The sequence below is a fragment of the Salinigranum salinum genome (assembly GCF_009176545.1).
Classification (GTDB): Archaea; Halobacteriota; Halobacteria; order Halobacteriales; family Haloferacaceae; genus Salinigranum; species Salinigranum salinum.
Genome location: NZ_VTOJ01000002.1, coordinates 128,116 through 154,619, shown reverse-complemented (window position 1 = coordinate 154,619; position 26,504 = coordinate 128,116). Strand labels below are relative to the sequence as shown.

Sequence of the window (26,504 nt, the reverse complement as noted above, 5' to 3'; positions counted from 1 at the left end):
CGTTCGGGAGATACATCTCGTTCTCACTCGGGAATCCGGGCAGGCTCGAACTCCTGAAGCCCGAAGTACGTGATGAGGACCGCTCCGAACCCGACGGTCACGAGCAGGAACTGGAGGAGGAATCCAGCCACCGGAACGCGCCCCAGCGCCTCGATGCCGATCAGGAACAGACCGGCTCCGACGGCCGTTGCCACGTCCGCCCGCTCGACTGGCAATCGACTGCCGATGAGGTACCCGTAGACGGCGTAGGCGTAGACGACGACGAAGAGCTCGGCGAGCAGACCCAGAACGCTAATCGGGAGGAGGATCAGCGTGAACGCCATGTAGACGAACAGGACGAGCAGCGCCGCGCCGGCGATCGATCCCACAACGCCGCTCACGGCCGTGTGGTGAGCGATCGAGTCGCCGACGTTCTCGAGGAGCCCCGGCCGCCGTCGAGCAAGCAGCGCTCCCAGTCCGCCAAGTGCGAACAACTGGAGGACGAACCAGCCGACGCTGGCGAGGGGCGAACGAGGCTGTGAAGTCACGTCCAGTGCCGTCCGCTCGCCCACGAGTGCCCCGTCGGCAACGCGGGTGTTACCGGCGATGGTCTGAAGCTCACCCGTGATCTCGGCTCCATCGGTCACCGTGAGGTTGCCGCCCAAGACGCGGACTTCCCCGTCTATCTGGCCGTCGATCCGCACGTCGCCACCGACGACGAAGAGCCGGGTCTCGACTGTCGCGTCCGACGGTATCGACGCGGTCCCTCCACCGACGACGAGCGCGTCGTCGGCCGCGGAGATCGTATGATCGCCGTCGAAGACGACCTCCATCGACTCCGGATCGACACCCGATGCCGAGAGCAGCAGCAGGACGACCACGAGTAGCGGGATAATCTCGGTCGGCGTCATCAGTCACCACCCCCGCCCGTGAGTGACGTCACGCCGACCGCCCCCTCGAAATCGTGACCATGCGTCGGACGTAGATCCCGGCTGCGAGCCCGAAGAACAGCAGGAGCGCGAGCGCGTTCACGAGATTCAGGTGCGACAGGAGGGTGTACTCGGCGTGTTCGAGATAGAGGGCGACAGCCGTCGAGAGGAACGTGGCCAGCCAGCCGGCCATCCCGATTCCGACGGCGCTGTGTGTGCCGATCGTCTCCGCCGTGGACAGGTCGGGCCATAGCGCGAAGTTCAGCGTCGTGTAGAAGCTCACTGTAAGCGAGTAGAACAACGGATTGACGATAGAAGGGGTGTCCCCTCCGACCGTCGGGAACAGTGCCGCCATCCGAAGGTCGGAGGTATAAAGCACGTACGTGAACCCGAAGAGGGCAAACACCCAGAGGAACAGACCGTTGCGATCGAAGTTCACGTAGAGGACACCAGCCATGAGCGCCCCGATGGCGTGGACGACAGCGATCGAGAGACGGGTCGTGATCGAGGGGGACTGCCAGGAGGTGAGGACGAGCGCCGGCGTCTCGATGATCCGGAGGAAGCCGAGACTATCTATGAAGAACACACCGAACATCAGCACGACCGGCACGAAGAACGCCAGGCTCCGCGTCCCGATCGGCGCCGGCCGACAGAACCGACCACGACCGAACTCGCGGTGCTGAAGGGAAAGTTCATCGACGACATCGCTCAGAACGTGGATCCGATCCGAGGCCAGCACCGCGAGCACGACGATCCCCGGCCCCATCGCGACCAGCATCATTCGGCTGAACACCTCGATCGACCAGTCGAGCGGGACAGCGTTGGCCACGAAGTACGTAACTGCGGTGATCACTGCCGCGACGTACCCGCGGTCCGGAACGGGGATAAAATCGATAGTGAGGCTGAACGAAATCGGAAAGCCGACACCGAGCGCGACCGACGCGATCACGATCCAGACGCCGAACCCCGATACTGTCCGGATACCCGGAGCGACGGTTGTCAATGCGAACTGGACCACGACGACCAGCAACAACACGCGGAGTTTGGTCCGAAGGTCGGTACTCCAGTTGCGCCGATCCATCGTGACGCCGGTACCGACCGCCACGAGGAACGTCAGCAGCGCGAGGGCGGCCATCCAGGTAGAAACGGACGTTCCGGACATGCCGACTAGACGGGTCCCGAGGTCGATCAACCCGAGCTGGACGAACGTGATATTGTAGTAATATCCGGCCGCCATCAGGACGACGAAGAGGAGATAGCCCAGAACCGTCGACCACTCACCGTTCTTGACGTACTCAAGGAATCGCACGCGTTCTCCTCGTCCCGAGCCTCCACGCCGTAGAGGAAAAATTCTATCCCTCCGGGTATCGGTGGGACGACGGAACTGGTACCGATACTGCATCAATAGCCACGTCGCGTCACCGTCATAGTCCTCTCGACGTGTGACACCGACCCGATCGATGAAGGTGGGTATCGAGCGGTATGCGTCGATTCGAAGGTGAGTGGGAGGGTCGTCTATATCGCGCCGGAAGACTCGTCGTCCTCCTGTCGGCGTCCCCCCCGTGTCGTGAGAACATGGTAGCCCAGCACAGAGACCGTGACACCGAGGATCGCCCCGACCGGCAGTCCGACCAGCGCAGACGGCCAGATGTACGGGTCAAGCACCTCTGTCACTCCGAATCCAACTGCGACGAACGTCACGAGCCCCGCGACGAAGCTAACGAGGGCGATCACCATCCGACGGGTCCGCGGGGCGGTACCGGGGATGGTGTCGGCGATGGTCTCGTCCGTCTGGCGTCGGCTACGGTCCTCTTCGAGAACGCCACCGAGTGCGCCACCGATAGCGGCGACGAGGACGGTGCCAGCTGCAGCGACTACCGTCAGGAACGTCCCGACGAACAGAGCGGCCAGCAACGTCGGCAGTGGCACGCCGGCGATGGGGATGGCGCCCTCGATTCCGAAACGGAGCGTGGCGAACACGGTCCGTATCACGATTCCACCAACGGCTACGAACGCGCCCGCCAGTACACCGGGGACGAGTCCACCCTTCGCGCCCCGACGTTCGCGGTATCCGGCGACGCCGCCGCCTACCAGTGGAGCGAGGAGCGAGATCAGCGGGACGAACGTCAGCACCAAGCCGATGAGAGCCCCGATACTAGCGTTCTTGAGCGTTGTTCGTTCCATGGATATGTAGATGTTCTTGAAGCAGAATTCGGTAGTGTTGATTCCCTGTAACTGAGAAGCTACTTGACTACACAGTATCGTTGACATCCTCGCAGTCGCCCACTTCCGGCAAGACATACTCCTCACCCTGACTTTCGGTGTTGTCAGGGAACGATGGGGGACCGTGGGTAGCACGGTCACACACGCGACCGTAACCGTCGCCCAGGGATCGCTCGTACTGATAGCGTTCCTGTAATCTCGCTCGTGACCGCTCGGGACTAATCTGGCCGAGGCAATGAGCGTCCCCGAGAACTGATGTGCCTCATCCAGCAACGCTGGCGATGTCGAGCGCTTCGCGATAGTTCGCGAGTGCGAGTAGGGCGTACCCGCCGACGAGCAGTATCCATTCCCGACGGGTCAACGACCAGTCACGAGGGGACCGAACTCGGTCACATGGCTCCTTCCATCGGGGTCCCGACGTCTGATGCCAGATCATGACACCTCCGGTGGCGACGACGATCGCGATGATCGCCGTGAGTTCCATCGGCCCGCTCCGCTCGCCGACTACCGAGAGCGACGGCGTGACACGAGTACCACCTCCGATCGCCAGTGAGCCCGTCCCCCACACCACGCCATACCGAGGCGCTTGGATGACCTGCAGTACGTATCCGAGCGGCGTGTTCACCGATCGGAACGTGTTTGCCCCGACCGCGATCAGAGACACACCCACGTTCCACGCGAACAGGGAGAGGAACTCTCGAGTGACGCTCCCGGCATACCGGCCCGTCGCTCCCGGATTCGCTCCCCGCAGGAGTCCCTGCGGCAGGAGGGAGTAACTCCCGACCCAGGCGATGGTGAAGAGTGTCGCGACGATCACCCACAACGACGCGAACCGGGTCAGGACGTCGTCGTGGTTGACGTAGCGTCCGACGGTCCTCGAGAGCCTATAGAGGGTGTCGGTGGTCCGTTCGTGCATGCTGGTAATGGCCGGGCGACACCTCGCACGGTACCGTGAGGATTGCACGACCAGTTTCAAATGAGTGGGGGTCGATATCGCGGTCGGCGCTGGTTCGGGTGCTGGGTGAGTACGAGTCTCGTTTGAGCGTCTCGAGGGTTTATGTCCGAGCCGATTGTGGTCGAGATCGATGGCCCTCCAGCTCATCGATGCGATTACTGACGGAACCAGACGAGTGCTGACTCGAACCGGCGTCGTCCTGCTGGCCCTCCTGTTCGCCCAACAGCTGCTGCTCGTCACGTCGCTCAACACACTGATTGCAGCCGAAGTTCCCCCCGAGGCAGCCGACGTCATCGGCCTATCGTTACCGGTCTCGGGGACCGTTGCGGGCGCCATACTGCTCGGAGCGTTCCTGTTCACGGCAGTCTACTTCGTGATCCTCGCCCGGGCATTCGCTCGCCCGATGACGCGGCTCTCGTCGTTTCCCACGGAGCTGTATACCCGCCGGATCGGTCGAGCCACGCTTACGATGCTCGTCGGGGGAATCGTCGTGTTCCTCGCGATCATGATCGGGTTCGTCTTGTTCTTCATCCCGGGACTGTTCCTCGCGGTGTGTTTCCTGTTCGTCATCTTCACCGTCGGTGTGGAAGACCGCGGCGTGCTCAGCGCACTCAAGCGGAGTTGGAGCCTCTCGAAGGGGAATCGGCTTCGCTTGGCTGTGATCGTCGTCTTCTCCGGAATCAGCGGTTCGCTCATCGGTGCCGTCCCCGCGCTCTTTCAGGTGGCCGGCGCATCCACGATCGGCGACCTCGTGTCCGTTTTGCTCAACAGTATTCTGTTCACGTTCATCTACGGGGTCACGGCTTCGGCATACCTGCAGCTCGCCGAGGACGACGGGGATCGCGGTGATCCCAACGTGGTCGCTGCAACGAGCTCCGGAACTGCACCAGAGGTCTAACCGGATACCGAGAACGGCTTACCCACTCCCCACCTTTCGGGCCGACCGGCGATTAGGACGTGGGTGAGGACGAGCAACCCAATGGCACACATCAGGCCGACGGTAAAACTGGTGATCGGTCGACTCGGTACGTCGAACCTCGCGTAGATGGCCCAGACGACGATGGCGAAGAGGAGAACGACGAGTCCCCGATCAGTGGGATCGATTGCCCGAAACCAGTCGCCAACAGATTGACCAATTATCGATCGAGTGACAGGACCACCAGCGACGAGAAACGAGATGAATCCAACTGTGAACCACGCCCACGAGAGGGCGTCGTCACGGAGTTCGACGATCACCCAGACGACGGCGAATACACCAGCCAGTACGTCCGTCCACGTCGGCTGACGATCCAGAAGCTATGGCAACAGTACCTCCTCGACGGCCATCGTCTAGCGAGATAAGTGATAGTTTCACATATCTCCTTGGACCCCCGGAACCGTGACTGTGAGCCGAACCATCGATCTCTTCGCGCCAGAGTCCTCTACAGCGGTTGGAGCTACAGTTCCAATGGGCCACTTGGACTGTCCTTCCCCGATTTCTGCCCTTGCAGTCGTCGGCGTCGGCACCGGCTCCCCACGGGGAATTGGACCGACTTCAGCGTCGTCGACTTCAGCGCCGTCAGCTCTGCATCTCCGAACACTCCCGCCGACTGATATGCCTCCAGAAGGGCTCGGACAGCCTCTGCGGTCTGGTCGAAGGGTTTCTTGACACTCTCCCATTCAACTGTTTGTCGATACCGCTCAACACTGAACTTCGTGTAGTACCATCGATCAGCATCGACATCCAGAGTAGTATCAGCGTATCGAGTCGCCATCTACAGCTGGTCGCGATGGACGAGCGGGAAAGCTTTCCGGCGAAGCTGGCCGGTCGTGTTAAGCTAGGAACGAGGCGGTCAATTTCTGACTGCCTTATGCGAGAAATCGACCGCCTCAGCCGAAATGTCGATTGGATCGAATTGGAGTTTGTGGAGTGACAGCGGACACCCGAGTCCGCAATTCAAGTGGGTATTCAGCTCCGTTTCGCGGATTTATCACTCTCGAATACCAAACAACATCTTGAGTAGTTGGGTGTCGAGCGAAGTCGAACGGCGATTCACGACTGGGTACAGAAAGCCGGTCTACAGCCCGACAGCGACGTCGAATCGAATTAGATTGCGGTTGACGAGACGATGATTCGCGTCAACGGCCAGTGTCACTGGCTGTTTGTGGCGGTCGATCCCGAGACGAATCAATTTCTCCACGTTCGGCTGTTTCAGACGCGGACAACGCAACTTACCGTGCTGTTTCTTCGCGAACTTCGAGAGAAACAGCAGCCGTCGGACGTCACGCTTCTCGTCGATGACGCCGCCCATCTCAACGCTGCACTCGATCGACTCGGCCTCTGATTTCGCGTGTGCCACCGTGGAAATCGAAGCGCTATCGAACGTGTCTTTTGTGAGGTAAAACGCAGAAAATATTTGTTTTCAAATATGTTCTCGAACGCGCAGCTGCCGACCGCGGAATCGTGGCTGCAATCCTTCGTAGTCTGGCATAATTCGCTTAATTAAACACGATGGTCGAATGACTGGGAACGAGAAATCACCGACGGATCGCTCACAGAAACCGAAAGGAAATGCAAGCAATTCTTCAGTAATTTAGTGGACGAGTACGCCAAGTGTCGACCGAGTCGATATTGAGGCGTCTCGAACGACAGACTCACACCGTATCTTCGAGCGTTTCTGCTCCACCGTGATGTGTTCGAAAAACCAGGTCAAGAAGCTCTGAGAACCATCCTCGAAACTGCACTCTAATTCACCAACAATCTACGCCACAAGAGCGTCCGGAAAGGAGTTCACTGCTCGTCGTCACGGAGAACCATGAGCTTCACCCGGTGTACCCCATCGAAGTCTCGTAGCTGATAGCTGAGTCTACGGACCCGCCCGACGGTTCCTCGGCAAAACAATGATTCGAGACACCAGTCCCCGTGATGCGTGTGGCTTGTGTTGAGTATGACGTCTTGATAACCGTGTTGAACAGAATGTAACTCTTCGATTACCTCATGATGACGGTAGTCGAACGCAATGAGTGCAACTACGTTTCCGGTCAACTCTTCAAGCCGTGAGTGGGCCTCGATGTACTCTTGCATCGCCTCCCTCACCGCTCGTGAGCGGTTGTCAAGTCCTTCGTCTTGCCAGACCCGGTCAAACTCTTCGACCAACTCGTCTGGAATGTTGAAGCTCGTTCGCATTAGCTACACGTCATCGCGGCTCCTGAAGAGTCCTGCGTATGACCGGACACCGGTTTGGGTATTAACAACTGTTATTCACTCATCTCTCAGATTCAGTAGTACGACCATGCTACACGGAGATGCGCTCGGACTGCTGGTTGGGGCACTCGTGCTCGGCGCTATTCACGGTATCGAGCCAGGCCACGGGTGGCCTGTCGCTGCCTCGTATGCGCTTGATCAAACGAACAAATGGATATACGGGTTTGCGGCGAGTTTCATCCTCGGAGTCGGACACCTCATCAGCAGTATTGCGATGGTCGCAGTGTTCTTCTATGCAAAAGGGTACTTCAACCTGACACAGATCAACCAACCGCTTTCGGTACTCGGGGGAATTCAAATCGGTGGGCCGGTCAGCATCGTGGCTGGAATACTGCTAATTTTCCTTGGCGTTCGTGAGTACCGTCATGGTCACTCCCACGGACACGGCCACGACCATGACCACGACCATGACCACGACCACGACCACGGACACGACCATGACCACCACGGACACGACCATGACCACCACGGCCACTCGGATGATGATCGCGGAATCGTCTCACGCATTAAAGAGATCGTTCCGTTCGTTGGTGATCACTCCCACGGGGACCTCGACAGAACAGCCGACCGTGGACTCCTCGGGATTGCGTGGTTCGCTTTCCTCCTCGGATTCGCTCACGAGGAGGAGTTCGAGATAATCGCACTCTGTGCCGGTTCGAACTACTGCCTCGAATTGATGAGTGCATACGCACTTACGGTTATCATTGGAATCGTCACACTGACCATGCTGCTGATCGCTGGATACCAACATTCCCAAGAGAAAGTCGAACAGTACACTCCGTATCTTCCGGTGTTCTCCGGGGTAGTCCTTACTGTGATGGGACTTGGGTTCATCGTCGGGCTGTTCTAACCCTTCGGCAAAAAGCCACAGAGGCCGTCGATTTCAGAGACAAGTTCCCACAGAGCTGAACAGCACTGGTTTCTCTCAAGCCCGGTCTCGAACTTCACAGAGCACCGAGGCGGGCTTCCGATTCGAGTCGGAGCCTGACTCGCGAACCGAACGCGATCTGGCACTCACATCTCCACGGACAGTTCGTATCGAGAGTCAGGACGTCAGGTCGAATTGCCTACCGATACCGTCGAGGGCCTGATAGACAACCCGCGCAGCAGCGACATCTTGGATAGCCAATCCTGTCGAGTCAAACACCGTGGGCTGGGATCTGACGTCACCGTTGGGAGACTCACTAACCACAATCGCACCAAGCTCTGCGTCGATATCGGTCTCGTCGATCACCTCCGTGTTCCACGGTACGTTGATTTCGCCAGAATGTGTGGTCTGGTCGAAGTCGTCGATGACGAGATACGCGTCGCGTACAATATCCGTCTCTAGTTCCTGTTTTCCCTCGGCATCTGCCCCCATCGCGTTGACATGAGTGGAGTCACCGAGGTCGTCATTCGAAACGATAGGTGACTCAACCGGTGTTACCGTTGAGAGTACATCGCACGACGCAGCCTCCGAGATCGTCCCGGTGCTGACATCGAACTCTGATTCGAAGGTTTCGACGAATCGTTGTAGCCGATCGTCGTCAAGATCACTGATAACGACCGTTTCGATTGGCCTGACTTCGGCGATGGCTTCAAGCTGAGCGTACGACTGAACACCCGCTCCAACGATACCAAGCGACGAGGCATCCGAAACGGCGAGGTGGTCGGTCGCGACTGCCGCTGCAGCTCCCGTTCGCTTCATCGTTAGCGTTGTCGCGTCCATCACCGAGAGAGGATACCCACTTTCCGGATCGGTGTACACGAACGTTCCCATGACCGTCGGAAGATCGAACCGTTCTGGATTGTCTGGGTGGACGTTCACCCATTTGATGCCAGCGGCCTCCCACTCATCAGTCTCGAGATACGCGGGCATCGAGCGAAAATCACCGTTGTAGCGGGGCAGGTCGATGTACGATTTCGGGGGCATCTGTGCAGTCCCGTTCTCGTAGGCAGCAAAGGCTGCCTCGACTGCCGGGACGAGGTCAGCCATCTGGAGGTGTTCTTCAACCTCACGGCTCGAAATCATGGTCGTCTGGGCGCTGCTCCATACTGTCGGGTCGTCTGTCATGCTCATAGTTGGGGTTTTGGCTGGTTTCATCGGGAAGGGGTAGTTGGCGGTCGGTACGCATCGTGCTGTGATTTTCCGTTCACGTTCCTGACAAGCAATTCCATCGTCGAACGGTGCAGTCAGGTCTGACTCGGAATCGACTCGGACGGTCGTTTCGGTAGCCGGGCGTGTCGATAACCTACGCGTGAACGTTCTGACGGGTTACGACGCTCAGGAGGGCTTCTCGGTCAGTGTCAGCGACGCCGCAGTCCGCAAGTGTTCGACCCTCTTCGCGATAATCAGTATGGTGCATATCTTCGGCGAGCTGGATCAGTGAGTCGATTGTCGGTGTCTCTACACCACAGGCCGACCCCATCTCAGAGAGTGGAACGAGACCGTATGGGACGTCTTCAGTCACGTACCGATGGTCGAGAGAGTCTGGCCCCTGAATCGGACCGTGGATCGAGCTCGTTCGGAGAGAGTTGACAGTCGTCGCGTAGAACTCGTGCTCACCGATACCATACCAGTCGTGAAAGAGTTCACCGACCGTCTTCACCTCCAATCCGAGCGCTTCGCCGAGTCGTATTCGTTCCTCATCGACTTTCGACATCACCCGACCGATAGAGTCGGTAACGTTCTGATAGAGGTAATACTCGTCCTCAGGCGACTCAATCTCACCAGCGTTCAGCAGCGCTCCAACGGGGTGGATCACCGGATTCGCGTTGAAGAGGCTCGTCTCCAGGACGTTCTCGGCTGCAGTGATCGTGAACGGGAATACCTCGTCGAGTAACTCTGCGAGCTGCGATGAGTGCTTCGATGGAACCCCAGCAACTGACAGCTCACGTTTGATCCCGAGAACGTTAACGCCGCTTGGACTGGTCTTTCGCACCGCATACGCAAGTGAGGGTGTCTCCCCAAGTCGAACCTCCTCGGCACCCACATTCTTGAGTATCTCACGATACTCGAGCGCGCTCATGGTGTTAGCTGAGAGGAGGACGAACGCCTGTCCCTCCTCGAGGTACGGGCCGACAGCTTCGGCAAACGGCTCGAACGCGAAGTTCGGGACTACCTGAATAACGAGCTCAGCATCCGCTACCGCCTCTTCAGGGTCCGACGTGATCGTGGTCGGCTCTGCGTGACCTTCGCTTGCGGCGCCCGTGATATCGATACCGCCGTTTTTCCGAATCGCATCGAGATTCGACTCGAACTTCGGCAGCTCGAATAGTGTCACATCGTGACCCTGGAGTGTGAGGTCAGCGGTCGTCGTGAGACCCCCAGCACCTGCACCAAGGACTGTGATTTTCTGTCCCATATTACCTACTTGAGACTCATTATCTTAATATTTTCGCCCCCATCATAAAATAAAATAAAATTTTGCGGCGCTAACGGTCTGCTTGTTGATCTCGCTGATTCGTGGGAAGGACAGTTATTTGTGGTCTACATACGACTCGAAGCGACTGACCGAGAGTCCCTCGTAGAACTCGGACGGGTCGTCGTCAATGAGCTGATCGGCGATTACGTTCCCCGTCGCCGGAGCGAGTTGGATCCCCGAAGTACTGAACGCCGCGACAGAGAAGCCATCGACGCGCGTCCAGCCAACGATCGGATTCTTATCCGGCGTCGATGAGCGGATTCCCACGCGCTCGTCGACGACGTCGAACGTCTCGACGGTCGGGAGCAGCGATTCGAGTACCTCAAGACCGCGACTCTGTAGATCCGGCGGGAACGAGTCGTCGACGGTCTCAGGGTCGTACTCCGTCGCCTCCTCGTACCCACCCGGCGGATGGTTGGTCATCAGTACACGTCCATCAGCGTTCCGACGAATGGAGAACCCGGACTCTCGGTGTGTAATCCACGGAAGCGTGTACGGAATCGGTTCCTTTGGCTTCAGTTCAAGCACCGGTGCGAGGGTGTGCTTGACCGGTAAGTCGACGCCAGCCATCGCCGCGACCCGTGGGTTCCAGGGCCCGGCCGCAGAGATCACCTCATCTGCTGGACGCCACTCACCGTCGACCGAAAGCCCGGACAGCACACCGTCTTCGACTGTGAGATCGGTGACCGCAGTGTGTTCGTGGAAGACCACCCCTTCGTCTCGAGCCCGTTCGATGAACTCGAGTGCCAACTCTCGCGGGCGAAAGTAGCCGACCTGTGGCCTGAACACACTCCCAGTGACAACGTCGGTGTCGAGAAATGGCAATACGGCTGCCCGTTTGAGGTCGTCCGGAGCGATGAAGTCGACCGGTGACGTGTCGACAGCCGTTCCCTTGGCGTCGGCGAGACGTTCGTTCCGTTCGGCAACCTCCTCTTGGAGCGCTCGCGCTCCCTCTTCGGTGGTCGAGACGTTGAGCAGTCCAGTAGTGACGTATCCGGGATCTGCGCGTGGAGACGACAGAAACCCGTTGTACAGCTCCATCCCATACTGCTTCATGCGATACTGCGTCTCGTCGCCATAAAATCCGAAGAACGCGAGCGACTTCCTAGTCGTCTCACTCGCTAATCGGCCTTTCTCGTAAACGTGAACCGGTTCGTCAGTTCGACGACCGAGATGATACGCAATGCTCGCACCGACGATACCCCCTCCGATGATGTGGTAACCTCTATTTTCGCTCATCGAACAGGCACCTTTCCGTTTTGATAGCCCATGCTATTGAGTCACATAACCGGTTCCGACTACAGTATCTTAAAGCTTGGGTGAGTAGCCGGCACTCCCACCGTGATAGTGGGCTGCTCCGGACACCACCCCCCTCTCACCTGCTGTTTGTCGCATCGAGACCGGAATCGGTCCGCTGGCTTCTGCGTCTCTAGTAGTGTTTTATTATTCTTGATTTAGAACTCAGGGCTATGGTCGTAGTAGCAGCAATTGGGGAAGAAGAGGCGTCGAAACGAGTCATCGAGGCAGCCGCAGACCTGGCGGCTGCGTACGACGAGACGCTTGTCGTGGTCCACGTGATTCCTGACGAGGCGATGGAAGAACACATCCAGACAATGCGGGAGTTACCTGGGTACTCCGATACTGGTGTTTCGGGTGAGACCGAACGTGCTGCGGACTTCGCCAGGCGCATGGTCGAGACGACCCTTGACCAGACACAGCGGGAGCGAGTCACTGTCGAGGGACGAGTCGGCAAACCGGAGGCGCAAATCTGTTCCATCGCTGAAGAACTCGACGCGGACTATCTCGTTATTGGGGGACGTGGACGTTCGCCGGTCGGGAAAGCCATGTTCGGAAGTACGACGCAGTCGATTCTGTTGAATTCGGAGCGGCCCGTGCTCACAATTAGGACGACCGATGATTCGTGAGCACCTCTGGGCGACAGGCGACGACTGGGTGATTGTCTCTGGTACCGGTAGTTTTAGTCTCGGCTGCGCGTAATGATGAGTGCCGGACGTCCCGAGAACGTTCTGCGGTGGTTCCGGCGTCGCGATCCCACTCACAGATGGACACCGACACACCAGCCACGGATTCACACGAGACGCCGTTGCTAGAGACAGTGGACCTGACTCGCGTCGTCGACGGAACGACCGTCGTCGATTCGGTTTCGGTGAGTGTTTCGAGAGGAGAGGTACTGGCTGTGGTTGGGCCCTCCGGGGCGGGGAAGTCTTCTTTCCTTCGTCTGCTCAACCGGCTCGACGAGCCGTCTGCAGGTTCTGTGTACGTAGATGGCGTCGACTACCGCGAGCTCTCCCCACGAGTTTTGCGACAACGCATCGGCCTCGTGCCTCAAAACCCCGCGCTGATACCGGAAACCGTCTGGAAGAACGCCGTTCGAGGACCCGCGCTCAGAGACGAACCGATACCCGAGGAACGAGTACACGAGTTGTTGTCCTCGGTTCAGCTTCTCGACGACAAGCTGAAAGACGTGAGCGAGTTATCCGGAGGCGAGGCTCAGCGCGTCGGACTGGTACGGACGCTCGTGAACGACCCGGACGCACTGTTGCTCGACGAACCGACCTCGAACCTCGATACGGAGACGGAGAGGGAGGTCGAAAGCCTCCTGCGGGACGTCATCAACGACGAAGGGCTCGCCTGTGTCATCGTCACTCACGACGTAGCGCAGGCGAGACGGTTGGCAGATACCGTGCTCTCGCTAGAAGACGGCGTGGTCAGAGAACTCGGAACGCCTCGAGAGGTCCTGCCGTCATGATTGGGGATGTCCTCTTGGAGCCACTCCGTAACGGAGTCGACGCCGTAGTCCTCAAGGGACTGCTCCAAGTCGGGGCGGCTGTTACTATCGCTCTCGTCGTCGTGGGTGTCTCCCGTCTCCGGGGCCTCGCCCTCGAGCGGGAGTTCAGCATCGCACTCGTCCGGGGGTTCGTGCAGGTTATCGTCATGGGTTCGCTCATCGGTGTTCTGCTCACCGTCCAGTACTTCTGGAGCTGGCTCATTCTGCTCGGGATGATCGGAGGAGCGACGTGGATCTCGAAAAGCCGAGGCGAAGGGCTCCCAGGAGTCACACGCGTCTCGTTGCTCTCGATCTCGTTCGGTGCAGGGACGGTCGTCGTCCTGATGACACTGACCGGGGCGATCGAATCGACTGTCAGAGACATCGTCCCCGTTGGGAGTATGGTCATCGCCAACGCGATGAAGATCAACTCCCTCTCGCTTGATCGGGTCCGAGGTGAAGTGCGTGCGAACCGTGAACAAATCGAGGCGGGGTTGGCGCTTGGCGCGCCGCCGTCTGCAGTCATCACCCAGCACGTACAGACGGGCGTCAGAGCAGCGCTGATTCCGACGATCGATTCACTCAAGAGTCTCGGCTGGGTGTGGATTCCAGGAATCATGACGGGGATGATCCTCTCGGGCGAGAATCCGCTGTACGCAGCGCTCTACCAGTTTGCGATCATGTCGATGATATTCGCGGCGGGGGGACTGACGAGCATGAGCAGTAGTATCCTCGTCGGGGAGCACCTGTTTACCGATGCGGACCAACTCAAGCGGATTCGGCCGGCCGAAGGCGACACCACCTCTGTTGACGAGGCCGGATAGCCGTCGAACTAGCTGTTTAGGCGTGGTTCATTCCCAAAAAGTCTATACAATCAGCGAGGCTCATCAGTCGTAATGGACGAAAACAAGCTTTTCGAACGCCTGGTTCAATCCGGCCTACTGACAGAAGGGGACGACGGAACGATCCAACTGTCGACTGAATTCGAATCGCGGGCCACACAATACCACGACCAGATAACCAACGGCACAGCCGACATCACAGACCTCGTCACCCAAGTTGGCACACCCTCTCGCCACGTGGATAGGCTCACGTCGGCCGCAGCCGAGGACTCGGAGTTCGTCGCCCGTTACCTCGCAATTCGTGATATGGTGGAGTCTATAGAGTTCGTCGAGAGCGTTCGAGTTCTCGTGTTGCTCGACAAGCTCACCGATCCCACCTCGCAGACAGCTGGCTCACCGGAGCTGTTTCTCCCGATCCGTGGAGAGCGGCTCCCGGCAATGCTCTCTATCTTCCCGCTCGCCGTGGTGTACATCTGGCGCGAACAATGTCCGGACTGTGACGTGATGCGGGAAGCGCTCGAGACGACCTTCGAAGGGAGTCACGACCAGATGACGCTCTTGTCGGTGTACGGCCCGACGTGTGCCGGGTTGCTCGAAGAGCGCTATGACGTCGTCGGAGGCCCGACGACGCTGTTCGTCGTCGACGGGGAGATAGACTGCCGACTTCAGGGAGCACACGTCCAAGCAGTGATCGAAAGAGAGATCAGCAACTCGATAACGACCGCCGAGATGCAGGGCGTCCTGTGAACTAGTCTTCCGGGAGCTCCGAGAGGCAGGGGAAGTCTTCTTCAGAGGGGGTTCCCTCCGCCGGCCAGAGCGGGCTCAGGTCGGCGTCAGGTGGGTAGTGAAGGCGTCCCTGACTGTCCCAGCCCCAGCCGTTCTCTTCGAGCAACTGCCTGGCGGCATCGGGCTCTCCCGTGGGCTCGGTCGTGTACTTGTAGACGTCGTTGTCGTCTTCGGGATAGGACGGATGGGTGGTGATGAAGTGACTCCCGTGGAACTGGAGTTCGCCGAGCCCGGACTGTGAGACCTGATTGATCTCCTGTCTGTTGAGTGCCTTCCCCCACGCTTGACGGAACTCTAAGAATTTGGTCGGCGCGACGCCGTGGTGCGGGTGGAAGTGGTAGCCCATGAAGCCATTGAACACGTTCGTCTGCACGTTCTCTGCTTGCTCCATCTGGTCGAACAGCCCGGTCGGAAGCTGTGACACGACATCGACTTCGCCGGCTCGCAGTCCCTGGGCTGCGGCCTGCTTGCTGTCGAACGACAGGAACACCTTCCGCTGGTCCGGTGGGTCGTGCGACGCACAGTCCGGGAACGGATCGAGCGTGACCGACTGTCCCTCCTGGAAGTTGGCGACCTGGAAGGGACCACAGCCAATGATTTCGTTCAGTGTGAAGCTGGACGGATTCTCGTCTGCCCCGGACTCGACGAACGACTGCTTGTGGTAGATACCGCGCTTCTGAAGCTTCTTGGTGATGAACGGCCAGTACGCCTGTTCCAGATTGAACTCGACGGTCTTGTCGTCGACGATCTCGATGCCGTTGACACCGTTCTCGTAGGGAATCGACGTGTGGTCGGGGACGACGCTGCCGTTCTCGTGGTTCCACTGGAACGTGTACTGGACGTCCTCTGCGGTGACAGGGTCGCCGTTGTGGAACGTCGCGTCCTTGACCTCGACGACGACTCGCCTGCCCTCGCGGGACGTCTCGAGGCTCGCGGCCATGTTCTCCTGCAGCTCGAAGTTCTCGTCGTACTCCATCAGCGTCGACGTCACGAGGTGGTTCCACAGGGAGTCGGAGTCCATCCGCGGATAGGCGGACGTCGTCATGGTGTTCCCGTCGGCGTTGAACACCATGATGTCCTTGTCCTCGACCGACGAGTAGATGTGGAATCGGGGGTTGTTCTTGGCGTACCCCGCCTGACCGACCCGCTCCGTGTTCACCGCTCCTCTGGCCGCGTTGAAATTGAGCGTGTTCGTCGTCGGGATGTGAGCGGCGTCTCGGCTCATGATTTTGATCCCTTCACGAACCATCACGTTGCGTTCTTCCAGCGACGGCGCGGACACCTGTTGGTGTGCGAGCATCGAGAACTCACACGATGGATAATGCGAGGAGTTCAACAGTCCGTCTCCTCCCGCCCGAGTGATCATGTTTCGGACCATGAGCGGGTTCGGATCAAGGCGGCCACCGGTGTTCCCCATGTACCAGAACGCGATGGGGAAATTACGAACGTCGTTGTTCCACTCTGAGATCACCGTCGCGATGTCTTTCGGCTGGAGCTCGACCTGAACCCCGAGCGCGTTTTCGACGTTCGGCTTAGCGATCGAGAGCTGCTCTTCACACGTCGGGGCACGACCGACGTCCGACCAGTACGGGCATGCCAGTGATGGAACCCGTTCTCCGAGGTTGGCGTTGCTGGACGTACTACCACTACCGCCGCTTCCACTCGAGCCATCGCCACCACCCGAGCCACCACCCGAGCCACCACCCGAGCCACCACTCGAGCCACCACACCCGGCGACAGCCGTCGCCCCGGCAATCGTGCCCATCGTTTTCACAAAGCTCCGTCTGTCCATCTGTTGCTCGCTCATTTCTGTGTTGCTCCGTATCACACCACATTATACCCATCTATTAAAAATTATGTGTTCGTATCAGTTTTCGTATATACCACTCCCGAGATCGCGAACGCCACTCGCCCCCTGTGAGGACCGAGGGTGTGACCAGTTGGACCGGCGTCTGGTTCTCGTTCGATGCCCGATGAAGGGACAACCGGGGGATACAGCGGGCTCTCAGTCGTCTGTCACGCTCACTCGCGGGTCGATGACACCGTAGAGGATGTCGACCGCGTAGTTACCGATCACCACGCTGACTGCGGCAGCGAAGAACACGAACTGGACGACTGGATAGTCCCTGGCCAGGATCGATTGCACCAGCAGGTTACCGATCCCGGGCCAATTGAACACTACCTCGATGAGAACGAGGCCACTGACGGCCTGCAGCATCGACGTGGGGAAGAGCGTGATAACCGGTAGACTCGCGTGCTTCGAGATATGCTTGAGACGCTTTCTTGACGGCAGGCCGGTGATCCGGTGGTAGTAGGTGAAGTCCTGTCCCATCACCTCGGTCACGCTGGTCCGCATCACCAACAGCGGCGAGTACACGTATCTGAGAACGACCGCCGTGAACGGCAGGATGTAGTGCTCCAAGAACGTCTGGGTGAAGTACGGACGCCACCACGGCCACTCTGGATGCAGCGCGAGGAAACCGGGCGAGAACATTCCCGACGTCGGGAAGAGGTCGAAGTACATCGCGAACACCACCACGAGGATGATGCTCAGGAAGAACGATGGCATCGTCCCCAGGATGAAGAAGGGAATAATGCCATAGCTCTCCAGTTTGGTCCCTCGTTTGGAACCGAGGACCGCACCGACGAGCGAGCCGAGGATGTAAAACGCGACCGTCGCCGGGCCGACCAGAATGAAGGTGTTGAATATCTTCATCCGAACCAGTTCCCAGACCGGGACCCCACTGGTCAGCGAGTTCCCGAGGTTGAACGTAGCCAGGCTCTTCGTGTACTGCAGATACTGGATGTGAATCGGCTGGTCGAGTCCCCACCGCGCTCTCGCCGCAGCGACGGCTTCCGGACTCGCTCCCGCGTTCAACATGAGCGTCCCCGGGTCACCAGGCATCGCCCTGAACAGGAGGAACAGGAACGTCAATATCCCCCACAGCAACAGCACCGTCTGGAGCGTTCGGTTGACGAAGTACCTAACTGTCGACATCAGTCATCACCCTCCTGGCCCGTGGCAGCCGTGTTCTTGACCATGGTGTCCGACCCCGCCTGTACCCGCTGTTCGTGGTCGTAGTGAAGATGACACGCAACCTCTCGCTTCTGACCACACTCGATATTCATCGGCTTCTTCTCGCAGATATCCATTCGTTCCGGGCACCGATCGCGGAATCGGCAGCCATCCCCAATCCCGATGGGATCCGCAACGGCACCTTCGATCGAGGTTCGGTCTCGGGCGTGATGTGGGTCGGGTATCGGGACTGCAGAGACAAGCTCCTGTGTGTATGGATGTTTCGGGTCGTCCAGCAACGCCTGTGTGGGTGCCGATTCGACCACTCGCCCGAGATACATGACCTTGATCATGTCGCACACGTACCCGACCGTCGAGAGGTCGTGTGAGATGTAAATCATGCTCACGCCGAGTTCAGTCGTCAGGTCCGAGAGGAGGTTGAGCACCGACGCTTGCGTGGACACGTCCAGCATCGAAACGGGCTCGTCTGCGAGGATGATGTTCGGGTCGGTGACGAGTGCTCGAGCGATCGAGACCCGTTGTTTCTCGCCACCACTCAACTGCTGTGGGAGGCGATTGAGATAGTTACTGGCGGGGTTCAGCTCCACCCGTTCGAGAACCTCCAGAATCCGCTCCTCGGACGCATCCATGCCGTGTATCTTGAGCGGTTCTTTCAGTGTCTCTTGAACGGACATCTTCGGATCGATGGAGTTGAACGGGTCTTGGAAGATGATCTGTACGTTCCGACGGAACTCTTTCCAGTCCGCCCGGCTAAACGACGACAGGGGAGTGCCCTTGTACCGTATTTCCCCACCGGTCGGGTCGTGTAACCCCATCAGCGTCTTCAGTAACGTCGTCTTTCCACAGCCACTCTCGCCGATGACACCGACGACTTGGTTCTCCTCGAGAGTGAACGAGACGCCATCGACAGCCTTCACGTACTCGTCTCTCCCGAAGAGCGAAGAGAACAGCCCGGTACTGCGGGTGAAGTACTTCTCCATCCCGTCGAGTTCGAAGAGTGGGTCGCTCACGAACCGTCACCTCGGATTGCCACCAGACTTTCGTCCGGGTCTCCCTGCTCGAATATCTCCTCCGTTCGGAAGCATGCCGCACGATGGCCGTCGGCAGACTGGTCGGTTGCCTCGAGTTCGGGTGCAGCTTCCCGACACTCCTCAGTGGACCACGGACACCGGTTTGCGAACGTACAGTAGTTCACGTCACCGAACTGCTGGGGAGGAGTCCCTTCGATCGTCTCGAGTTCTCGATTGGGGTACCGGATGTCCGGGAATGCTCGCTGGAGGAGGTATGAATACGGGTGTTTCGGCTCATCGTACACGTCGGTTATCGCTCCGGTTTCGGCGACCTGTCCGCCGTGCATGACCGCCAGTTCGTCACAGCTCTCGAAGACCAAGCTGATGTCATGCGTGATGAGAATCATGCTGGTGTCCGTAGAACCCTTGATCGTATCGAGATATTTGAATATCTGATCTTGCATGATAACGTCCAACGCCGTCGTCGGTTCGTCCGCGATGATAATCGACGGCTCGAGGAACAGTGCCAGCGCGATGATGGCACGCTGTTGCATGCCACCGGAGAACTGGTGGGGATAGTCCCGAATGCGGCTTTCCGGCAATCCAACGACCTCGAACATATCACTGAACTGGTCGAGCGCCTCGTCGTCACCGAGGTCCGTGTGGACGTTCGCAATCTCGACCGCTTGCTCACTGAGTCGCTGCATCGGGTCAAGACTATTCATCGATGCCTGCGGAATGTAGGCGATCTCCTTCCACCGGACCTTCTCGTTGAGCTTGGCATCGGTGAAGTTCTGGATCTCTTCACCCCTGTACTTCAGTTTCCCTGATGCGATTCGTCCGTTGTCGTCTAATCCACCAATGATCGACTTTGCAAGCGTACTCTTTCCGCAGCCAGACTCGCCGACGAGACCGAAGTACTCTCCTTCGGAAACGGTGAAGTCCGCGTTCGAGACTGCCGTGAGCGGCCCCTCGCGGGTACTGTACTCTATAGTAAGGTTCTCGACTTCGAGGAGTGGTTGATTCGACATTACGGACCAGCCCCCGTGACGGACTGCTCGTCGTCGCTATCTTCCAGCTGTCGACCGATCATGAACGCGGACATCACGGTCAGTGAGATGAGTATCCCCGGCGGCAGCGACCACCACGGGGCCTGAACCATCGTCCCTGACTGGTATGCGTTCCGGATCATGACGCCCCAAGACGGGATGAACGGACTCGAGACGCCGATGAACGCGAGACCAGCGTTGACGAGTATGGCGTACCCGACACCAAGCGAGAAGAACAGCGCTGCCATCGGGGCAATGTTCGGGAGGATATGCTTGATGATGATGCGTATTCGGCTCGCACCGGACGCCTTGGCTGCGAGGATGAATGGCCGTTCTTTGATCTGGATCACCTGCGACCGCAGCACACGGGCGTTCCCTCGCCACAGGATGAGGCCGATGACGATGATCGACGCGAAGAATCCCACCTCGAGGAAGCTGACCAGTACGATGGCGAACGGAATCGTCGGGACCGAGTATGCGAAGTCGGTGATCCGCATGAGCAGCGCCTCCACCCACCCGCCGATGTATCCGGCGAGCACGCCGATGGTCATTCCGATTCCGATGATGATTGCCCCGCCGACGAAGCCCGTGACCACCGTCGGCTGGACACCGTAAATGAGTCGTGAAAGTACGTCTCGGCCACTCGCGGTGGTCCCAAGTGGATGAGCTACTGACGGTGGCTCGGAGCGAAGAACCCCTCCCTCAGTCGCATAGAAGACTCGGTCGTAACTGTACGGTGTAATCTCCTGACCCACGACCGCAAGAACGAGGAGTACAGAGAGGTATAGAAAGGCAAACCTCGACGTCGGGTCCCGCCAGATGACCTTGAAGCCACGGCTCAGGTTCCGGAGGATGTACGATTGGTCACGACCAATCTCTCTTCCACGGACATTCATTGGTATCGTATCCCACCCATGTGTGGCCTACAAGCCGTCTTAATCCTTACGATGACACTAGTTCACAGTTCTCAAGAGCGATCCCCCAGAGATGACGGCGGTTGTTTTCTGGAGCGCCCAGTTGGCCGATCAGTTCGAGGATCTAGGAGGTGGAGACAGGGAAATCGATTGGGACGATTCGGCGTAATGCAGTCAGAGAACGACGGGAAGAGATCGTCTATGTGCGGTAGTCTGTGTATCCGTCGAACCGGGCTATCGAGAGGTTCTCGTAGTAGTCCCCCGGGTCGTCATCCAGAACCTGCGTTGCGATCATCTTCCCGACCGCCGGGGCGAGTTGGATCCCGGACGTGTGGAACGCCGCGATCGAGAACCCTTCAAGTTCCGTCCACCCTACGACTGGATTCTTGTCAGGAGTGATAGACCGGATTCCGACCCACTCTTCGACTACCTTCGCGTCGATGAGGTCAGGGACGAGCTTGCCGAGCAATTCGATTCCCTCGTTTCGAATCTCCTCGGGCACCTTCTCGCTCATCGTGTTCGGATCCAATCTCCCTGCATCGTCGTACACATCGCCGGGGTTGTACCCGATGAGGAACTCATCCTCGCTCCGGCGGTGGAACGCGTAGGGAGACTCGAAGTGGCTGATCGCGGGGAGCGTGTAATCGGACTGGTCGTCAGGCTGTAACACGAGGATCGGTGCCATCGTGTGTTTAACCGGGAGCTCCACTCCTACGGATTCGGCAATCTCGGTGTTCCACGGGCCAGCAGCACATATGACCTCGTCCAGCTCGATTTCCTCACCTTCCTCGGTAATCACTCCCGTGGCTTGGTCCCCCTCTGTCGTGACCTCGGCGACGGCCGTGTTCGAATGCACGTCGACACCGTGTTCCTTCGCGCGTTCGAGAAATTCATACGCCAGTTCTTGCGGTCGGTCCATATACCCCACTTTTGGACGGAAGAGTGCTCCCTTGATAGGTTCGTCGTCGACTGGTGGTAGGAGCAACTTCTCTTTGATCTCACCGCCGTCGAGATACTCGACGAGATCTCTGTCGAACCCCATCCCCATCTTCCCGAAGTAAGAGTCACCCCCCTTCTGGATTGCCTCTTGCATCCTGCGGGCGTTGTCCGGTTCGGTAGATACCGTCAGGATCCCCATCGATGTGTACCGAGGGTTCACGCGATGATCTCGGAAGAACTCATTATAGAGTTTCATTCCGTAGCGTTTCATCCGATACTGGGTCTCGTCTCCATAGAACCCGTATTGGGCAACGGATTTGTATGTCGTCTCTGACGCGGGTGATTGTCGTTCAAAGAGAACAACGGGGTCGTCGGTTCGCTGACTGAGATGATACGCGATACTCGCCCCTGCTATACCGCCACCTATGATTCCGTACTTCGAGGTCACAGTTCGGGGTTACTGTGAACGATACTAAACCTTTGGGAGAGCACTTCCATAACCAGTACACGGACGGAAACGAGGCCAACCAACCCGATTTTGCGCCGGGATCAGCCACCAATGTAATTGTTTGATATCTTCATACACATTTATACTGAGTCCGCTCATCGTCACCTGGTATGAACAAAAGCCCCCGAACGATACAATCAGTCGAAAACGCTCGGCGGATCATCGGTGTGCTTGAGGAAAGAGGCGGTGCGACGGTTGCGGAGGTGGCTGAGGAAGTAGACCTGACGAGAGGAACGGTTCACACGTACATGGTGACGCTCAAACAGGAGGGATTCATCCGAAAGTCGAAACACAACGTGTACGATCTTAATTTGAAGATCCTCGATATAGCATCGTCCATTAGAGAGCGCCAACCCTTATACAAACATGGCAGACAAGAAGCTGACGAGCTAGCGATTGCGACCGGAGACGTGACGCACTTGGCTGTCGAATCCGATGGGGTCGTGTATGTTCTGTACTCTTCGCGTGGGTCACTCAAGCAAGAGACGCCGAGTAACGGTAGCATACCGATACACGCCACGGCTACTGGGAAAGCGATTCTTGCGAAAATGCCCGATGACCGTGTAGCGGAGATTGTCGACTCGCTCGGGCTCAGACCACTTACTCAACACACGATCACGGAGCCCGAGACACTGTTCGAGGAGTTAGAGTCGATTCGAGAACAGGGGTACGCCTCGAACAACCAAGAACAGACTATGGGAGCACAGACGTATGCGACTTCGGTCCACTTGCCCAACGGAGACCTCGCCGGTTCGATTGCGGTTAGTGGGACGATTGGCCGGTTCGAGCAGAAAGATACCGACGAAGTGGTTCAGAGACTGATTGAGGCAGCTAACCAAATCGAAGTCAACATCCAGCGAGTGCGGTCATAAGTGTGTTTTCCTTCTTCTGTTGATATTGTCAAACAATTTCCTCACGGACGCCAGCACACCGTCGAGTTGGATGTTCAGTAATTCCGCCGAGTGAGCCATTCTCTGACACACTAACTGATGTGAGAACACCCCACACACGGCAGTACGAGGTGGTTTATGGCACAATTTACCATGGATGTAGATCACTTGGTCTACGGCTCCTCTGAGGTCAATCCGCAGGGTAAAACGAACTCAAAACCTACGTTATGTCGGGTTAACTACCATCTACGCCGAGAGTGTGTTGATAATATCAACAGACCTCGTCGGGAGCCTTTCGCTGATTACAGACAGCCCATCCGAGACTTTACACTCATACGTGTGTAATCACAATTCGGTCTCCTGAACCGACTCTGTCACCCCCCGAGGTTCACGATCGACTGAAGCGGTCCGAGCGCAATATAATCGTCAACCATTGTATTGGTGCTGTTCGTGATGAGCTGACTAAGCACGGCCTGATACTAGCCAATTTGGCTGCTGACGAAAATGTTTCGCGCCGATTGTTAGTTATATAAATCTCGCACACACCCGACAATCGCTCGCGTCGATTAACCGGTCTTCCAACTCCCGATGCGGGTAGTCACCGTCGGCGTCGGGTGATTGGATCGCATCGACGGCGTCATCAGTCGTCTGACGAACCCCCCGCGTGGTCCCGACGTGGTCCAGGTCCGCGTCCGGCATATCCGCGTCGAGGGCGAATCGAACCCGATCAGTGACGAACGAGTCCCCGTCGTCGTCTTCCTGCATTCCCCGAAGCACTGTCTCGGAAAGAGGGACGTCCTCGGCCCCCGACCGAGCCAGCAGACCAAGCGCCTCGGCGGCCCGCCCCCGCACCTGCGGGACGTCGTCGTCCAACCCGTCGACGAGGCCATCGTGCGCATCAGCGAGTCGCCCCGGAAACTCCGCTCCGACCGCGACCAGCGCGGTATACAGGTGATCTCGGACGAGGTCGTTCTCGTCGTCGAGATGCGCCACGAGTTTCGGTATCTGGTGTCGAAGTCGGCGTGGATTTCCGAGGGCGACACACTCGAGCGCCTTTGCTAGTTTCTCCTTGACTTCCGGTTCGTCGAACGAGAGGCCGATGCGGAGGTCGGCGAGGAGTTCGGGAGAGGCGACCGCTTCGGGACGTTCGAGCGCAACGTATCCGAGCGCTTCGGCGGCACGGGCGCGAACGTAGTAGAACTCGCTCTCGCCCGCGAGTCGCTCCGACAGTGAGGGGACGAGCGGGACGACAGCCTCGGGAGACGATTTTGCGACACAGACGAACAGTTTGGCGGCCGTCAGCCGGACGGATCGATCGTCGTCCTCGAGAAAAGGTCCGAGAGCCGAGAGGATCGGATCGAGCAACGAAGGACAGTCCCCGGCGGTCGTCCGGAGCGACCGCAGCAACGCCTTCCGATCCTCCGCTGGCGCAGTTTCCATCCGATCGAGACGTTCGATGATCTCGTCCCGAGCGTTTCGCTCCAGTAGGTCCACGACGCGGTCGGCCAGTGGGGGATGGGTCGAGTCGTCCATGAGCGTGACTGCCTGGGAAGCGTATCGTGCAATGTGTAAAGCACTACCGTAGTAATCACGCCCCCGCCCACCACGGGAGCGTGGTCAAGTAATAAACGGCAGACATAACTCTCTCTTTACGCCGTTTCACCGCAAAACGGCCGGCCGTGACAGTATTGCTGTTCGTGTGCCTACCACGCCACCCAGTCCACGTTTCTTCGGACACAGGCACTCCGAAGAAACAGGAGAGCAGATCCCGAATTCCACATCAGCCAACGTACGGTGAGATAGTGCCTGTTCTCTCCGATAATTTCGGTGTACAAATTCATTGACACCAGCGAAACCGTTCTTCGTCTTGAAATACGGGAAAAGATCGTTTGAGCCGGACTCGCACTCCACGGTGGTCGAGAGGTGACCGGCTTCTGCTACCCCCTTCGCAGAAATCCAGACTGCCAAGCTCTGGCAATTTCGTCCCGGGAATTAGATATAGCAATATGCAGTTTATCAGTCGTACGCGAGTCACGAAATAATTCATATATTCTAAATTCCAGGTTACATTTTTGGTTTGGGATGTCTTGTTCGGTCGCCAGCACTGCTCTCGGCCGGGACCGAGTTCGGACGGGCGGATTAGCGACTCCGCGTCTCCTCCCGTGCCTCTCCCACGGGGAGATCTCGATCCCGTCCGACGCTGTCGATCGAGGCGACGTCTCGGTCCACTATCCGGTCAATCTCACCCCGAGAGACCGCGCTCTCCCGACTTCACTGAACGGACTGACGGAGTCGTGGTCGGGGTCGACACTGTACTCAGAGAAGCGATGTGGCGGCGTACGCGTCCACCAGGCTGATTCACCCGCCCACGAAGCATCCCCGGACACACCGATCGGATGGTTAGCTTTCGATCCACGACCATCTACGGGACGGACGCTGGACACCCCCTCCCGATTCGAGACCTCTCGGCGGTCTCAAACGAAATACAGACCCGTCGACCGGCCTCCCACGACCTGGTCGTCACCGAAAGAGAAAGCCACCACGACACCGTCACTGTGCGCCTCTTACGTGCGTCGGGGCACGACACGAGGGTCGATTTCGACCGAGACCACAGTCGGCCCTTCTTGAGTCGTCGGTCGGCGCGAGTTCGGAGGTCACCTGCCGAAGTGTCTCGTGGTGACGGTGCCTGCCGAGCTGTCACGACCAGTGTGCCGTCAGGCGGCGTCTTCGGAAGCGAGGCCGACCCGGAGAGTGTTACTCACGCCACGACTCGGCGATCGTGTCGCCGATCCGAACCGGCATGACGGCTGTAGTAGACACCACCTGCAGTGCGGCGAATGGCGGAGACTGACCTCTGTCCGGATAGATGTGAATTCGGTCGGCTGGATGCGATTCGGTTGGCCTGGTAGACGCGATTCGGTCCGACGACGGGCCGGCTGTCGCTCCGGTGACTACCTACGGCGACCGCCCCTCACGACTTCCCGATCACGGTCTCCTTGTCACGATG

At 58.4% G+C, this 26,504-nt stretch carries 23 protein-coding genes and 2 pseudogenes; 9 read left to right on the top strand and 16 right to left on the bottom strand.

What is annotated here, in order from left to right; genetic code table 11:
* Positions 1 to 23: 23 nt before the first annotated feature.
* The 4 genes from FZP69_RS12420 to FZP69_RS12405 form a co-directional block, all read right to left on the bottom strand.
* Entirely contained in the window at positions 24 to 890 is an 867-nt protein-coding gene (locus FZP69_RS12420; RefSeq protein WP_152041730.1) for a polymer-forming cytoskeletal protein, read from the bottom strand.
* Between the two features lie 28 nt (positions 891 to 918).
* Positions 919 to 2,217: an MFS transporter gene (locus tag FZP69_RS12415; RefSeq protein ID WP_152041729.1), complete on the bottom strand. Its 1,299-nt coding sequence runs from the start codon at positions 2,215 to 2,217 to the stop codon at positions 919 to 921.
* Positions 2,218 to 2,423: 206 nt separating this feature from the next.
* Positions 2,424 to 3,179 carry a DUF5518 domain-containing protein gene (locus FZP69_RS12410; protein WP_152041728.1) on the bottom strand — a complete coding sequence of 252 codons (756 nt, stop codon included), beginning with the start codon at positions 3,177 to 3,179 and terminating at the stop codon, positions 2,424 to 2,426.
* A gap of 214 nt (positions 3,180 to 3,393) precedes the next feature.
* On the bottom strand, positions 3,394 to 4,047 hold the full coding sequence (locus FZP69_RS12405) for a hypothetical protein (protein ID WP_152041727.1): 654 nt from the start codon (positions 4,045 to 4,047) through the stop codon (positions 3,394 to 3,396).
* Positions 4,048 to 4,216: 169 nt separating this feature from the next.
* Between FZP69_RS12405 and FZP69_RS12400 the strand changes: the two genes are divergently transcribed.
* Positions 4,217 to 4,984 (top strand): hypothetical protein, encoded by a 768-nt coding sequence (locus FZP69_RS12400; RefSeq protein WP_152041726.1) that lies wholly within the window; start codon positions 4,217 to 4,219, stop codon positions 4,982 to 4,984.
* On the opposite strand, the gene FZP69_RS12395 is transcribed toward FZP69_RS12400, so the two are convergent.
* Positions 4,981 to 5,322 (bottom strand): hypothetical protein, encoded by a 342-nt coding sequence (locus tag FZP69_RS12395; protein ID WP_152041725.1) that lies wholly within the window; start codon positions 5,320 to 5,322, stop codon positions 4,981 to 4,983. The genes FZP69_RS12400 and FZP69_RS12395 overlap by 4 nt on opposite strands.
* A gap of 614 nt (positions 5,323 to 5,936) precedes the next feature.
* Here FZP69_RS12395 and FZP69_RS12390 point away from each other — a divergent pair.
* Both FZP69_RS12390 and FZP69_RS12385 read left to right on the top strand, forming a co-directional pair.
* Positions 5,937 to 6,572, top strand: a pseudogene (locus tag FZP69_RS12390) (IS6 family transposase).
* Positions 6,573 to 6,701: 129 nt separating this feature from the next.
* A pseudogene (locus FZP69_RS12385) lies at positions 6,702 to 6,815 on the top strand (IS1595 family transposase); the annotation flags it as partial.
* Between the two features lie 41 nt (positions 6,816 to 6,856).
* Here FZP69_RS12385 and FZP69_RS12380 read toward each other — a convergent pair.
* Positions 6,857 to 7,252 (bottom strand): CopG family ribbon-helix-helix protein, encoded by a 396-nt coding sequence (locus FZP69_RS12380; RefSeq protein ID WP_152041724.1) that lies wholly within the window; start codon positions 7,250 to 7,252, stop codon positions 6,857 to 6,859.
* A 106-nt stretch (positions 7,253 to 7,358) separates the two neighbouring features.
* Between FZP69_RS12380 and FZP69_RS12375 the strand changes: the two genes are divergently transcribed.
* Positions 7,359 to 8,180, top strand: coding sequence for a HoxN/HupN/NixA family nickel/cobalt transporter (locus tag FZP69_RS12375; RefSeq protein ID WP_152041723.1), 822 nt, complete (start codon positions 7,359 to 7,361; stop codon positions 8,178 to 8,180).
* A gap of 195 nt (positions 8,181 to 8,375) precedes the next feature.
* Here the strand turns inward: FZP69_RS12375 and FZP69_RS12370 are convergent, their stop codons facing one another.
* The 3 genes from FZP69_RS12370 to FZP69_RS12360 form a co-directional block, all read right to left on the bottom strand.
* Positions 8,376 to 9,389 carry an ornithine cyclodeaminase family protein gene (locus FZP69_RS12370; RefSeq protein WP_152041722.1) on the bottom strand — a complete coding sequence of 338 codons (1,014 nt, stop codon included), beginning with the start codon at positions 9,387 to 9,389 and terminating at the stop codon, positions 8,376 to 8,378.
* A 172-nt stretch (positions 9,390 to 9,561) separates the two neighbouring features.
* Positions 9,562 to 10,674 carry an NAD/NADP octopine/nopaline dehydrogenase family protein gene (locus FZP69_RS12365; protein WP_152041721.1) on the bottom strand — a complete coding sequence of 371 codons (1,113 nt, stop codon included), beginning with the start codon at positions 10,672 to 10,674 and terminating at the stop codon, positions 9,562 to 9,564.
* 114 nt (positions 10,675 to 10,788) lie between these two features.
* Positions 10,789 to 11,973: an NAD(P)/FAD-dependent oxidoreductase gene (locus FZP69_RS12360; RefSeq protein WP_152041720.1), complete on the bottom strand. Its 1,185-nt coding sequence runs from the start codon at positions 11,971 to 11,973 to the stop codon at positions 10,789 to 10,791.
* A 230-nt stretch (positions 11,974 to 12,203) separates the two neighbouring features.
* Here FZP69_RS12360 and FZP69_RS12355 point away from each other — a divergent pair, with 230 nt between their 5' ends.
* The 4 genes from FZP69_RS12355 (at position 12,204) to FZP69_RS12340 (ending at position 15,111) form a co-directional block, all read left to right on the top strand.
* Entirely contained in the window at positions 12,204 to 12,659 is a 456-nt protein-coding gene (locus tag FZP69_RS12355; protein WP_152041719.1) for a universal stress protein, read from the top strand.
* Between the two features lie 137 nt (positions 12,660 to 12,796).
* Positions 12,797 to 13,504 (top strand): ABC transporter ATP-binding protein, encoded by a 708-nt coding sequence (locus tag FZP69_RS12350; RefSeq protein WP_152041718.1) that lies wholly within the window; start codon positions 12,797 to 12,799, stop codon positions 13,502 to 13,504.
* Complete coding sequence (locus FZP69_RS12345; protein WP_152041717.1) at positions 13,501 to 14,346, top strand: ABC transporter permease; 846 nt, start codon at positions 13,501 to 13,503, stop codon at positions 14,344 to 14,346. The genes FZP69_RS12350 and FZP69_RS12345 overlap by 4 nt, the downstream gene beginning before the upstream one ends.
* Before the next feature lie 72 nt (positions 14,347 to 14,418).
* The gene (locus FZP69_RS12340; protein ID WP_152041716.1) at positions 14,419 to 15,111 is read left to right on the top strand and encodes a thioredoxin family protein; all 693 of its coding nucleotides are present in this window, start codon (positions 14,419 to 14,421) and stop codon (positions 15,109 to 15,111) included.
* A 1-nt stretch (position 15,112) separates the two neighbouring features.
* Here FZP69_RS12340 and FZP69_RS12335 read toward each other — a convergent pair whose 3' ends face one another.
* The 6 genes from FZP69_RS12335 to FZP69_RS12305 form a co-directional block, all read right to left on the bottom strand.
* Complete coding sequence (locus FZP69_RS12335; RefSeq protein ID WP_192918574.1) at positions 15,113 to 16,915, bottom strand: ABC transporter substrate-binding protein; 1,803 nt, start codon at positions 16,913 to 16,915, stop codon at positions 15,113 to 15,115.
* Positions 16,916 to 17,155: 240 nt separating this feature from the next.
* Positions 17,156 to 18,148 (bottom strand): ABC transporter permease, encoded by a 993-nt coding sequence (locus FZP69_RS12325; RefSeq protein WP_152041713.1) that lies wholly within the window; start codon positions 18,146 to 18,148, stop codon positions 17,156 to 17,158.
* Positions 18,148 to 19,197 carry an ABC transporter ATP-binding protein gene (locus FZP69_RS12320; RefSeq protein ID WP_152041712.1) on the bottom strand — a complete coding sequence of 350 codons (1,050 nt, stop codon included), beginning with the start codon at positions 19,195 to 19,197 and terminating at the stop codon, positions 18,148 to 18,150. Before FZP69_RS12320 ends, FZP69_RS12325 begins: the two co-directional genes overlap by 1 nt.
* Positions 19,194 to 20,228 carry an ABC transporter ATP-binding protein gene (locus tag FZP69_RS12315; RefSeq protein WP_152041711.1) on the bottom strand — a complete coding sequence of 345 codons (1,035 nt, stop codon included), beginning with the start codon at positions 20,226 to 20,228 and terminating at the stop codon, positions 19,194 to 19,196. Before FZP69_RS12315 ends, FZP69_RS12320 begins: the two co-directional genes overlap by 4 nt.
* On the bottom strand, positions 20,228 to 20,842 hold the full coding sequence (locus FZP69_RS12310) for an ABC transporter permease (protein ID WP_192918573.1): 615 nt from the start codon (positions 20,840 to 20,842) through the stop codon (positions 20,228 to 20,230). Before FZP69_RS12310 ends, FZP69_RS12315 begins: the two co-directional genes overlap by 1 nt.
* A 517-nt stretch (positions 20,843 to 21,359) precedes the next feature.
* Complete coding sequence (locus tag FZP69_RS12305; RefSeq protein ID WP_152041709.1) at positions 21,360 to 22,547, bottom strand: NAD(P)/FAD-dependent oxidoreductase; 1,188 nt, start codon at positions 22,545 to 22,547, stop codon at positions 21,360 to 21,362.
* A gap of 170 nt (positions 22,548 to 22,717) precedes the next feature.
* Here FZP69_RS12305 and FZP69_RS12300 point away from each other — a divergent pair, with 170 nt between their 5' ends.
* Entirely contained in the window at positions 22,718 to 23,479 is a 762-nt protein-coding gene (locus tag FZP69_RS12300; protein ID WP_152041708.1) for an IclR family transcriptional regulator, read from the top strand.
* Between the two features lie 543 nt (positions 23,480 to 24,022).
* Here FZP69_RS12300 and FZP69_RS12295 read toward each other — a convergent pair.
* Positions 24,023 to 25,030: a HEAT repeat domain-containing protein gene (locus FZP69_RS12295; RefSeq protein WP_152041707.1), complete on the bottom strand. Its 1,008-nt coding sequence runs from the start codon at positions 25,028 to 25,030 to the stop codon at positions 24,023 to 24,025.
* Between the last annotated feature and the right edge of the window lie 1,474 nt (positions 25,031 to 26,504).

Coding starts and splice junctions, on each gene's coding strand:
- FZP69_RS12420 (WP_152041730.1), bottom strand. CDS start 890: ATGACGCCGACCGAGATTATCCCGCTACTCGTGGTCGTCCTGCTGCTG.
- FZP69_RS12410 (WP_152041728.1), bottom strand. CDS start 3,179: ATGTCAACGATACTGTGTAGTCAAGTAGCTTCTCAGTTACAGGGAATC.
- FZP69_RS12405 (WP_152041727.1), bottom strand. CDS start 4,047: ATGCACGAACGGACCACCGACACCCTCTATAGGCTCTCGAGGACCGTC.
- FZP69_RS12400 (WP_152041726.1), top strand. CDS start 4,217: ATGGCCCTCCAGCTCATCGATGCGATTACTGACGGAACCAGACGAGTG.
- FZP69_RS12380 (WP_152041724.1), bottom strand. CDS start 7,252: ATGCGAACGAGCTTCAACATTCCAGACGAGTTGGTCGAAGAGTTTGAC.
- FZP69_RS12375 (WP_152041723.1), top strand. CDS start 7,359: ATGCTACACGGAGATGCGCTCGGACTGCTGGTTGGGGCACTCGTGCTC.
- FZP69_RS12370 (WP_152041722.1), bottom strand. CDS start 9,389: ATGAGCATGACAGACGACCCGACAGTATGGAGCAGCGCCCAGACGACC.
- FZP69_RS12365 (WP_152041721.1), bottom strand. CDS start 10,674: ATGGGACAGAAAATCACAGTCCTTGGTGCAGGTGCTGGGGGTCTCACG.
- FZP69_RS12360 (WP_152041720.1), bottom strand. CDS start 11,973: ATGAGCGAAAATAGAGGTTACCACATCATCGGAGGGGGTATCGTCGGT.
- FZP69_RS12355 (WP_152041719.1), top strand. CDS start 12,204: ATGGTCGTAGTAGCAGCAATTGGGGAAGAAGAGGCGTCGAAACGAGTC.
- FZP69_RS12350 (WP_152041718.1), top strand. CDS start 12,797: ATGGACACCGACACACCAGCCACGGATTCACACGAGACGCCGTTGCTA.
- FZP69_RS12345 (WP_152041717.1), top strand. CDS start 13,501: ATGATTGGGGATGTCCTCTTGGAGCCACTCCGTAACGGAGTCGACGCC.
- FZP69_RS12340 (WP_152041716.1), top strand. CDS start 14,419: ATGGACGAAAACAAGCTTTTCGAACGCCTGGTTCAATCCGGCCTACTG.
- FZP69_RS12335 (WP_192918574.1), bottom strand. CDS start 16,915: ATGGGCACGATTGCCGGGGCGACGGCTGTCGCCGGGTGTGGTGGCTCG.
- FZP69_RS12325 (WP_152041713.1), bottom strand. CDS start 18,148: ATGTCGACAGTTAGGTACTTCGTCAACCGAACGCTCCAGACGGTGCTG.
- FZP69_RS12315 (WP_152041711.1), bottom strand. CDS start 20,228: ATGTCGAATCAACCACTCCTCGAAGTCGAGAACCTTACTATAGAGTAC.
- FZP69_RS12300 (WP_152041708.1), top strand. CDS start 22,718: ATGAACAAAAGCCCCCGAACGATACAATCAGTCGAAAACGCTCGGCGG.
- FZP69_RS12295 (WP_152041707.1), bottom strand. CDS start 25,030: ATGGACGACTCGACCCATCCCCCACTGGCCGACCGCGTCGTGGACCTA.